Genomic DNA, 10,575 nt, shown 5'->3' with positions numbered 1-10,575 from the left:
ACAGGGCCGGACGCGCACCGTCGGGCCGGGGCCGTCGCGGGGTCACCGGCGTCGCGGCGGAGGGCAGCCCGCCGGTGACCTGTCCGTGCTGCTCGTGCACGCGGGCGTGATGACGGGAGGTGGTCTCACGAGCCCTCAGCGCCGGCGGGACCGCCCCCCACGCCCTCGCCAGCCGCCGTTCACCGGCGATGAGCCGCCGACGCCTCCGAGGTGCAGCGCGAGGGCGAACAGACCGGCGAACATCAGCGTCTGCGGGGTCAGGGCGTCCCCGACGTTCGCCTCGACGAGGTCGAGGAGCAGGGCGAGGGCGAAGATCGCGGCAGCGACGAGCGCAAGCATGAGCACTCCAGGGGGAGGGGGTCCGGCGAGCCGGCCGGAGGGTCTGACGCCTCCGGTGATCCGGAAGCACCCGGATCATGGCGCACGGTCACGACGCTCGCGAGTGGAGAATGCCCCGATCGTCCGGCTCCACCGCTCGTCCCGCTCCTGGCCCGCCGCCGACGGCTCGTCGGTGGCGGTCACGCTGCTCAGCAGTCGCAGGCAGGGCTGCTCACGGGTCCGGTCAGCGGGTCGGTGGCGCGCGCGCTGGTGCCGGTGGCCGTGCGGACGGGCAGGCCCTCGCGCGCCCAGTACTCGAACCCGCCGATCATCTCCCGCACGCGGTAGCCCAGCTGCGACAACGCCAGCGCGGCGCGCGTCGCCCCGTCGCACCCCGGGCCCCAGCAGTAGGTGACCACCGGCACGGCGGGGTCGAGGAGCTCCGCGGCTCGGGTCGCGATCTCGCGGGTGGGCAGGTGGACCGCACCGGGGATGTGGCCCTGCGCCCAGGCGACGTCCCCGCGGCTGTCGACCACGACGAAGTCGGCCGTGCCGCTCTCCTGGGCGGCGTGGACGTCCGTGGGGTCCGTGGCGTAGCGGAGCTTGGCGGCGAAGTGGGCGATCGCGTCGCGGGTGTCGGCAGAGGTCAGGTCGGGGCTGGCCGTCGTCATGCTGGTCGTCGTCATGCCGTCGAGCGTCGCCGACCCGGGCACCGCCAGCCAGTGGCAGGAATGCCGACCGTCCGGAAATCTCTGCCACGATGCTCCGGTGCTCAGGAACGTCGTCGCCCTGGTCGGGCAGGAGGTGGCTGCCTTCGAGCTGGGCGTGCTCGCGGAGGTCTTCGGGCTCGACCGGACCTCCCAGGGGCTGCCCGGCTACGAGTTCGCGGTCGCCGCGGCGACGCCGGGTCTGGTCCCGACGTCGTCGGGCTTCGCGGTCCACGTGGAGCACGGGCTGAGCCGGCTCGAGGAGGCGGACCTGATCGCGGTCCCGGCGTGGACCGCCGCCCCGGTCGAGGCGCCCCGCGAGGTCGTCGAGGCTCTGCATCGCGCGGTCGAGCGCGGCGCCCGCGTGCTCTCGATCTGCTCGGGCGCCTTCCTGCTCGCGGCGGCCGGGCTGCTGGACGGACGACGCGCGGCGACGCACTGGCGCTACGCCCCGGTGCTCGCAGCGCGGCACCCCGCCGTCCAGGTGGACCCGGACGTGCTGTACGTCGACGACGGGTGCGTGGTGACCAGCGCCGGCACCGCCGCCGCGATCGACGTGTGCCTCCACCTCGTCCGGCAGGAGCACGGCGCCGCGGTGGCGAACGCGATCGCCCGGCGGATGGTCGTTCCCGCTCACCGTCACGGAGGGCAGGCCCAGTTCATCGAGCCACCGTCCGCGGCCGTCGTCGACGACGCCGACAGCGCCATGGGTGACCTCCTGGAGTGGGCGCGCCGGCACCTGCACGAGCCGCTCCCGGTCCGGAGGCTGGCCGGACGTGCGCTCATGTCCGAGCGCACGTTCGTCCGCCGCTTCCACGAGTGCACCGGCGCGACGCCGCACCGCTGGTTGCTGGAGCAGCGGCTCCTCCTGGCCGAGCAGCTGCTCGAGTCGTCGGACCTGCCCGTCGACCAGGTGGCGGCGCGCGTCGGGATGGGCAGCGCCGACACCTTGCGCCACCACTTCGCACGGCGACGTCGCACGAGCCCGCAGGCCTACCGGCACTCCTTCCGCGCCCGTGCGGACGCGTCCGGGCGGGTGCGCACCGGCTGACATCGGGCCGAGCACGACAGGCGGACCGCGGAGCAGCCGTGCGGACCCGCGGCCGGCTCGTGCGCGCCGTGTTCTCTGGGGCGGTTCTCTGGGGCGGCTGCGCACCGCCCGTGCCTACGCCGACCCGTCGGAGGTGACGGCGGCCCGACCGCGCGGTCGTCCCGCCAGCCTGACGTACACGCCGGCCACGACCAGCACGCCGGTGACGTGCAGCGCCCACCAGGGGAAGGTCGGGATCTCCGGGCTCTGACCGGCGCTGTCGAGGTCGGCCTGCGGCGTGGGGATGACGCGCTCGCCCGTGACCAGGATGCGGTGGCTGTTCACGCCGAGCGGCGTGCAGGTCACGAGGGTGAGCAGGTCCCGCCCCTCGACCGGGAAGAGGCTCTCGCCGTCCGTGGGCTCGACGACGCGGGTGTCGATGACGCGGTACACCAGGACCTCCCCGAAGACCTCGACGGTGAAGGTGTCCTCCACCTCCACCCGGTCGAGGTGCGTGAACAGCTCCGCGGTCGCGAGGCCGCGGTGCGCCGTCAGGACGGAGCGGGTGGACTCCCCGCCCACCGGGAGCGCGGTGCCCTCGAGGTGCCCGACGCCGTGCTCCAGCACGGGCCCGCTCGTGCCGTGGGAGACGGGCAGGTCCACGTCGATCGCCGGGATCTTGAGGCGGGCCATCAGGCCCGTCCTGTCGGCGCGCAGGAGGGTGTCGTACTCCGCGGCCTGGTCGGGTTCCTCCGCCACCGGCAGGCGCCCGTTCGCGACGAGGTTCGCTCCTCCGCCGACGAGGTCCTCGTTGTACGCACGGGCGCGGTCGAGCTCCTCCTGCAGCTGGGCGGAGCCGAGGTCAGCGACGTCCGCGGTGAGGTCGTCGATGCGCTGCGACTGCTCGTACTGGCTGAACCACGACACGACGGTGGGGAAGAGCAGGAGGCCGGCGCCCAGCACCGCGATGAGGGCGATGAGGAGCGGGGTCCACGGCATCCGCCATCCCCCTGCTCGGTGGCTCGCCCGCTGCGTGGGCGTCGTCCCAGAGCCCTCCGGGGACGACGAAGGCGGGGGTCCCGAAGGACGCCCCGCCTCCGTCGTCATCACGTCAGGCTACGCGGCCGCGGGTGCGGAGACCGCACGCCGCCGGCGCGCCTGGACGAACGCGGCACCGAGGGCGATCGCCAGCAGCGCAGCGCCGCCGGTCGCGAACCACACACCGCCGTCGCCACCCGTGTACGGCAGCAGGAAGTTGGCCACGGAGACCTGGGTGTGGTTGAACTCGACGTAGTTCTGGACGGGCGCGACGGTCGACGTCGGACCAGCGACGACCACGGCCTGGACCGGGTTGCTCTGCGGCAGGTTGAAGCCGGAGGGCGGGGTGATCTCACGCACGTAGTAGTTGCCGGGCGTGATGATCGGGATCGCGACGAACCCGTCGGCACCGGTCGTCCAGTCGGTGACGCCGTTGATCGAGATCGGGTTCTGCCGGTTGTTCGCGTCGTTCTGGTTCAGGTACACCTGGTAGACCGCGCCGGCCAGCGGCGTCCGCGGGCCACCGTTGTTGCTCTCGAACGCGAACACCGTCAGCTGGCCGATCGGCGTGGAGCCCGTCACCGTCTCCGTGGCGCCGTTGATGTTGGCCGTCGCCGTGTTGGTGATGATGCCGTTCGACGGGATCGACACGGCACGGGTCAGCACGTTGAACGACACCAGACCACCCTGCAGACCGGTGAGCCGGCTCAGGCCCGCCGGGGTGAACGTGAGCGTGGACGTCGCGTCCGCCGTCGCCGTCGCGTCCGTGGTGGTGATCGTGTAGTCGACGCCCGAGACGAAGTTCTGCGCCACGCCTCCGGCGTTCGTCACCGTCACGGTCGACGGCGAGACACCCACGGGCGGGGCGGCGGGGAACACCAGCGCGCTCGGCACCGTGTCGGTGAGGGTGAACGTGGTGATCGAGTCACCGGCGGCGAGCGTCGGGATGCTCGACGCGATCGACCAGCGGACGAGGTCCGGGTTGCGCGCCTCCGCCGAGCCCGCGGGGGCCGGGATGCGCGTCTTCGTCGTCTCGGTGACGGCGTTCTTCGGGTACACGTGCACGTCGTAGACCCACTGGTTCGCCGGGGCGCCCGAGGGTCCCGTCGGCAGCGGCAGGGAGACGAGGAACGGCGCCGTCGGGTTGGTCGCGTCGGCCGGCAGGACCGTCTCCTGCACGTAGAACAGGCCGAGCGGCATGCCGGTCGGGAACGTCGCCGTGCCGTCGGCCGCCGAGGGTGTCGACGTGAACGGCGTGCCGGTCAGGCGCGTCGACGCCGCCTGCGGGCTCAGGCTGTTGGCGGTGGCCCAGCCCTCAGGGGTCGTGAGGTCCACACCGGCGACCTGCGTCGCGGTGAAGACCGCCCCGGCCAGCGGCGTGCCGAGGCCGGCGGTGGAGGGCAGCTCCTGCCCGGTGCCGGCGACCTGGCCGTTGCCCGGGCCGAGCGCGAACTTGTGCACCGTGAGGCTGCGGGGCTGGGCGGGGTCGATGTTGCCGGGCAGGGTGACGGCCTGCGCCGGCGCGACGGTGACCATCGCCGCGCCGGCGGCCAGGACGAAGGCGCCGATCGCGGCGGTGAACCGCCGGGTGAGGGACCTGGACATCGTTGCTCCTGTCATGGATGAGAGGTGAGGCTCGTGGTGGTGGTGGAAGGTCGGGAAGGGCGGGGCGGGGCTGGGGTGCTCAACGGTTCACGTCACGCCCCCTCGCTGAGGGCGACGCCGGTGCCACGCCGCGATGGCGAGCGCCAGCACCAGCGCCGCGCTCCCGCCGAGGAGGAAGGCGTCCGTGCTCGTCCCGCCGGTGAGCGGGAGCACGGGAGGCTGAACCGGAGCGTTGACGAAGCGGTAGACCGCGTTCTGCCCGGGCGCCGGGGCCGTGATGGTGGGCGACGTCACCGGGGTCCAGCCGCCGCCCGGCTGACGCACCTCGAGGCGCAGCTGCTGGTACGCGAGGCGCGTCCCGCTCTGCGCGAGCGCCTCGCTCAGCACGTAGGTGTGCCCGGGCCGGACGTCGAAGGTGCTGGCCGGGTTGCCGAGGGTCGCGAGGTCCGCACCGGGCACGGTCGTCGCGCTCAGCCCGGGCAGCGCGGCCGGCGTCGCGGTCAGGTTCCAGGTGGACGGCTGGAAGCCCGTCGAGGGGCTGAGCACGTTCTTCAGCAGGGTCAGCGTGGCCGTCGCGTTCGTGACCGTGCACGTCACGTCGGACCCGCGCGTCAGGGTCACGTCCCCCGCCGCGGTGACGGGCACGCCGGTCCCGGACGCGGTGACGCACGACCAGCCGCCCACCTGCACGTAGGTGGCGGGGCCGCCCGTCTCCGACAGCCGGTAGGGCGTCTCCGCCGACACGGTCACCGCGCTGACGGTCGCGCTGCCGCCGGCGCCGCCGGGCCCCGGGAGCGCCGTCGGCACGCTGCGCGTGGCGGCGAGCTGCCACGACGACGGCGCCGCGCCACCGAAGGAGACGTCCTTGACGAGCGTGAGGGTGGCGACCGGCCGGTTGGTGTAGACGCAGTCCACGACGCCGCCCGGCGCGACGTCGACGTTGACGACGCCCCGCACCTGGTTGCCGGCGGTCGTGACCGTGGTGGCGGCGGCCGCGCCGTTCACCGTGCACGCGAGGCTCTGGTAGCGGAAGCCCGTCTGCGCCGTCTCGGCCACGGTCACGCGTCCGCGGTGCGACGCGGCACCGAAGAGCACCTGCCACGTCGCGGACCCGTCCGCCCCGGTCTGCTGCGAGGGGTTCCGCGCCGGGAGGGTGCTGACGGTGCTGCCGGCGTTCGCGGTGGCCGTGGTCGTCATCGTCCAGCCGGCGGCGGGGGTGCGGTTGCCGCCGCTCCAGTCCTCCACCACCTTCGTCACCCGCACCGTCGCGAAGGGTGCCGGTGAGTTGGTGAAGGTGCACGCGACACCGACGCTCAGGCGGTTCGGGATCGTGACCGCGGCGGACTTGGTCGTCCCCGTGGCGATGCGCACCCCGTCCGCCCAGCACTCGTAGACGGAGGTGTAGGCGGTCAGCGGCGACACCGAGCCGGCGGCCATCGTCTCGGAGATGGTCACGGACGTGCTGATCTGCACGGGCGTGGGTCCGACGCGTGCGCTCTGCACGCCCGTGGTCGAGCCGCTCGTGGTCGCGGCGGACGACTCGACGAGCGGGGACCCGCCCGACAGGGCGAGGCGGAACTGGTCGGCGGCGTTCACCCTGCCGACGACGTTCTTCTCGACGGAGATCGTCGACGGCGTGGAGCACCCCGCGAGGTCGGTGGCGGTGCTCGGTGCCGTCGTGCCGAGGGTGGCGCGCGGGCTGCCCGGGACGCGCACCCAGGTCGTCGGGTCGAACTGGTAGCCCGTCGTCGCGTTGCCGAGGAACACGGTGCCGGTCGGGGAGAAGGCCATGCCGTTCACCGACGTCAGGGCGGCCCCGGTGTCCGTGCCGCTCAGCGCGCGGCGGACGGTGGCGCTGGCCGCGATCGTGCCGCCCGACGCGGCGAGGAGCGACTCCCGGGTGACGCTGAACATGCCGACGTTGCTGGAGTCGGCCGCGGTCTGGACGATGTGCAGGTTGCCCTGCGCGTCGAACGAGATGTCGCCGTTCTCGCCGGCCGTGGTCCCCGTCGCCACCTGCCCGAGGTAGAGGAACCGGCTGCCGTTGGTGAGGGAGGTCGGCGTGTACTCCCACAGCCGCACCGAGCCGGCGGCCGACTTGCCCACCACGAAGCGCCCGTTCAGGGGGTCGACCGCACCGGCGATGATCGTGCCGTCGAGCGCCGCACCGGTGCGGTCGAGGAACGCGCCCTGGGCCGCGGTGAGGGCCGTGCGGGTGCCCTGGAGCGAGCCACCGGCGACGGTGTACGTGACGACGCCCCCGGCGTTGGCGGCGGTCGTCCCCGTGCGGTCGACGGCGACGGCGCTCGTGCCGCCGGCGCTCACGCCGAGCGCGTTGACGTCCGTCGCACCGGTCACGGCGCCAACGAGCTGCGTCGGCGCCACGGAGCTGGTGGCGTTCACCTGGACGACCGACCCGTCCGTCCGGACGGCGTAGTAGTACGTGCCGTCGCAGTACAGCGTCGCCGCCTGCGGCGTGTTGGTGAAGGTGCAGACGATCTCGGCGCCCGCCTCGTCCGGGATGGTGATGGGACCCGAGACGGAGGTGCCGGTGGCGATCGTCGTGGTGCCGCGGAGGCACTGGTAGCTCGTCGTGTAGGTGCTCAGCGTCGCCGTGGAGACCACGGACTCGGAGATCGTGTAGACGCTCCCGCGCGTGACGTTGACCGGCCCCACCTGCGCGGTCTGGAGCCCGGTGGTGGCGCCCGTGGTGGTCGCGGACGCGACCTCGGTCGCACCGAGGCTCAGGGCGAGGCGGAACTGGTCGCCGGCCACGGCGCGCCCGGTCACGTTCTTCCGGATCGTGAGGCGGGCCGGCGCCTCGGCGACGAAGGTCGCGCTCTCGGGGGCGTCGAGCACGGTCGTGACGTTGGCCGGACCGTTGACGTACGTGCCGGGGGTGGTCGCCACCACGTTGACGGTGATCGTGCAGCTCACCGCGCCGGCCGCCAGGTCACCGCCGGTGACGACGATCGAGGTGGCGCCGGCGCCGGCCTGCACCGCGAACGCCGTGCCGGTGACGTTGGCACACGTGCCGCCGACCCCCGGGGTCGGGGCGACGACGAGGCCCTGCGGCAGGGCGTCGGTGAAGTTCCAGTCGCTCTTGGCCGCCAGCTCCGCCGTGTTCGTGACGGTGAACGTCAGCGTGGTGGCCGTGCCCGCCGTGCCGACGTCGGTCGCGAACGCCTTGTCCAGGCTCGGGGTCGCGTCGACGATCCGCAGGTTGTCGATCGCGAGGTCGTTGCCGTCGGAGGCGGAGATCTGGTTGCTGACGCGGATCCGCGCCTGCGCGGCCTGCGCCGCGGTGAGACGGACGGCCCTGTCCGTGAAGAACCGCCCCGCGCGCACCGACGTCTCGGTGCCGAACCCGCCCGTCAGCGCGGGCGAGGTGTAGCGACCGCCGGTGACGTTGCAGGCGATGATCGGCGCCGCGGTGAGGGGCGACACCGTCCCGCCGCTGACCAGCGCGACGTCCAGGCGCGAGTTGTTGTTGAGCCCGCCCGGGCGGGCGGAGCACGAGTCCTCGGCGACGTCGACGGACGCCGCGTAGTAGCGGTCGGCGGTGGCGGTCAGGCCGACCGGGGCCACGGACTCGACGAGCGTCTGGTTCGCCGTCGTCGTGCCACCGGTCATCGTCAGCGCGGCGACGGCGCGGTTCGCCTGGGACCCGGCGGCACCCGTCGTCGAGCCGTTGGCCGGTGCGGTGTTGCTCGTGCCGCCGACGACGCCGAGGCGCTGCTGGCCGAGGACGTCGGCCATGCGACGCACCTGGTTGCGGGACACGACGTCGGTCGCGGTGCCGCAGAACCCGGTCGCCGGGAACGTCGTCGCGTAGTTCAGGATCACGCCGTTGCAGTTCGCGTAGTTCAGCCAGAAGGCCGCCGCGGTGTACCGGTTCGACGCGTAGGTGCCGAGCTGCGCGGGCGTGGCGCTCGCCTCGAAGTCCTCGAGCCAGAGCTGCACGGGGGCCTCCGGGACACCCGCCGCGAGGACGGAGACGTCGGCGGCCGCCGCGAGGGCGGACGTCGCCCGCCGCGAGCTCGCCCCTGCTGCCGGCGCCTCGGGCTCGGTCGACTCGGGCTCGCCGGCCTCGGGACCGTTCGGCCCGGGGGACGTCGCCTCGGGACCGCTCGGCCCGGGGGACGTCGGCTCCGGTGACGTCGGCTCCGGTGGCGTCGGCCCCGTCGTCGGTGCCGTGGCGGTCGGCGCCGCGTGCTCGGCGTCCTCGGGAGCCGGCTCGGCGGCGGGGGGCGGCGTCGGGGCGGACGGTTCCGGTGACGACGACGCGGAGGGCTCGGGCGCGTCCGTGGGCGGGACGGTCGCGGACGCCGCTCCGGGTGCAGCGCCGCTCAGCGCCAGGACGACGGCAGTCGCAGTGGCGGCCGCGGACATCCCGACCCGCCGGAACGCATCGCGACGAGCGCCGCTGGTCGAGCGGAAAAGCACCCTTGCGGCCCCCCGGAACGCGTGGTCAACACGACCGTGCGCCCGTTTCGTGGGAGAGCGCGTGATCGACGACATGGAGATTCGGATGCCGGATCTGCACCATTGTCTGAACGATCGTCGTCCATGCCGGCGAGCCATATCACCACACGATCGGCGCCGCGTCACCCCGGGATGGAGCCTCCATCGGGTGAACTAAAGCGCGGCGAATCGCTCTGTCCCGGCTTCGGCACACATGTCCGATTAATACCGAAGAATGCCGACCGCCCACATTGGTCGGGCGGCGAGGACGCCTACGTGCATCCGCCCCGGCGACGGGCCACGTCGACCGCCCGCAGGTGACGCGGGCTCGGCCGCTCATGCCGGCGCGGACTCCCGGACCACGAGGCGCGTCGGCAGCAGCACCGAGCTGGGGCTCTCGCCGTCGACGACGGCCAGGAGGATCCGGGCCATCTCGTGGCCGAGCGACCGGATGGGCTGCTGGACGGTCGTGAGCGTGGGTCGGGCGAGCTGGGCGATCGGCAGGTCGTCGAACCCGACGACGGCGACGTCCCGGGGGACCCGGCGGCCGTGCGCGTGCAGGGCCTGCAGCGCGCCGGCGGCCATGTTGTCGGACGCGGCGGCGACCGCGTCGATCGTCGGGTCGCGGCGCAGCAGGCGCTCCATCGCGCGGGCCCCGCCGTCCCGGGTGAAGTCGTCGTGCTCGACGAGCGTCGTGTCGAGCCCCGCGACGGACAGCGCGTCGGTGACGCCCTCGAGGCGGGCGACGGCCGCGTGGGAGTCGACGGGCCCGGCGATCGTCGCGATGCGGCGGCGACCCAGGCCGACGAGGTGCTCCGCCGCGGTCCGGCCGCCGCCGCGGTTGTCGACGTCGACGAACCAGTCGGGCCGACCGTGCAGCGGCAGCCCGCCGTACACCGCGGGCAGGCCGGACTCCTCGACCATGCGCTGCAGCGGGTCGTCGCCGCGCAGCGCCATGACCATGACGCCGTCGGCACGGGGCCGCCGCAGCATGCGCCGCACCCGGTCGTGGCCGTGCTCGGTGTTGCACAGCAAGAGCTTGAGGTCGAGCTCGGTGTCCTCCAGCGCCGTCGCGATCCCGACGATCACCTGCCCGATGAACGGGTCGCCGAGCAGCTCGGCGTTGTCGTGCGAGGCGGCGAGGACCACCGCACCGCCCTTCTGCCGGGCGAGCGCCTGCGCGGTCACGTTCGGCACGTAGCCGAGCTCGCGCACGGCCCGCTCGACGGCGCGTCGCGTCGCCGGGCTCACGTGGATCGTGTTGTTGATGGCGCGCGAGGCCGCGGACCGCGAGACGCCCGCGCGCTCCGCCACCTGGTCGAGGGTCGGAGGTCGCCCGGTCCGCCCTGTCATGGTTGCCCCCTGCCGGCCTGCTGATCGGCGCGAGGCTACACCGACGGCGCCGGCGCGTGC

The 10,575-nt window shown here is 73.8% G+C and carries 7 protein-coding genes; 1 reads left to right on the top strand and 6 read right to left on the bottom strand.

Annotation, left to right across the window (positions count from 1 at the left end):
* Positions 1–135: 135 nt before the first annotated feature.
* Positions 136–339 carry a hypothetical protein gene (locus tag ACFUMH_RS06280; RefSeq protein WP_378202077.1) on the bottom strand — a complete coding sequence of 68 codons (204 nt, stop codon included), beginning with the start codon at positions 337–339 and terminating at the stop codon, positions 136–138.
* Between the two features lie 188 nt (positions 340–527).
* A complete protein-coding gene (locus ACFUMH_RS06275) occupies positions 528–1,004 on the bottom strand; it encodes a rhodanese-like domain-containing protein (RefSeq protein WP_378202074.1) in 477 nt (158 codons plus the stop codon).
* 82 nt (positions 1,005–1,086) lie between these two features.
* Here ACFUMH_RS06275 and ACFUMH_RS06270 point away from each other — a divergent pair, with 82 nt between their 5' ends.
* A complete protein-coding gene (locus ACFUMH_RS06270; RefSeq protein WP_378202071.1) occupies positions 1,087–2,076 on the top strand; it encodes a helix-turn-helix domain-containing protein in 990 nt (329 codons plus the stop codon).
* A 114-nt stretch (positions 2,077–2,190) separates the two neighbouring features.
* Here the strand turns inward: ACFUMH_RS06270 and ACFUMH_RS06265 are convergent, their stop codons facing one another.
* From ACFUMH_RS06265 to ACFUMH_RS06250, 4 genes are all read right to left on the bottom strand, one after another.
* A complete protein-coding gene (locus ACFUMH_RS06265) occupies positions 2,191–3,054 on the bottom strand; it encodes a class C sortase (protein ID WP_378202068.1) in 864 nt (287 codons plus the stop codon).
* Positions 3,055–3,171: 117 nt separating this feature from the next.
* Positions 3,172–4,698, bottom strand: coding sequence for a SpaH/EbpB family LPXTG-anchored major pilin (locus ACFUMH_RS06260; RefSeq protein ID WP_378202065.1), 1,527 nt, complete (start codon positions 4,696–4,698; stop codon positions 3,172–3,174).
* Between the two features lie 87 nt (positions 4,699–4,785).
* Entirely contained in the window at positions 4,786–8,661 is a 3,876-nt protein-coding gene (locus ACFUMH_RS06255; protein WP_378202062.1) for a beta strand repeat-containing protein, read from the bottom strand.
* Between the two features lie 837 nt (positions 8,662–9,498).
* Positions 9,499–10,515 carry a LacI family DNA-binding transcriptional regulator gene (locus tag ACFUMH_RS06250; protein WP_378202059.1) on the bottom strand — a complete coding sequence of 339 codons (1,017 nt, stop codon included), beginning with the start codon at positions 10,513–10,515 and terminating at the stop codon, positions 9,499–9,501.
* Positions 10,516–10,575: the final 60 nt, after the last annotated feature.

Source organism: Cellulomonas sp. NPDC057328 (genome assembly GCF_042667215.1).
GTDB lineage: Bacteria > Actinomycetota > Actinomycetes > Actinomycetales > Cellulomonadaceae > Cellulomonas.
Note: the sequence above shows the minus strand (reverse complement) of the source record. Positions and strands in the feature narration are given on the sequence as shown.

Coding starts and splice junctions, on each gene's coding strand:
- ACFUMH_RS06280 (WP_378202077.1), bottom strand. CDS start 339: ATGCTTGCGCTCGTCGCTGCCGCGATCTTCGCCCTCGCCCTGCTCCTC.
- ACFUMH_RS06275 (WP_378202074.1), bottom strand. CDS start 1,004: ATGACGACGACCAGCATGACGACGGCCAGCCCCGACCTGACCTCTGCC.
- ACFUMH_RS06265 (WP_378202068.1), bottom strand. CDS start 3,054: ATGCCGTGGACCCCGCTCCTCATCGCCCTCATCGCGGTGCTGGGCGCC.
- ACFUMH_RS06260 (WP_378202065.1), bottom strand. CDS start 4,698: ATGTCCAGGTCCCTCACCCGGCGGTTCACCGCCGCGATCGGCGCCTTC.
- ACFUMH_RS06250 (WP_378202059.1), bottom strand. CDS start 10,515: ATGACAGGGCGGACCGGGCGACCTCCGACCCTCGACCAGGTGGCGGAG.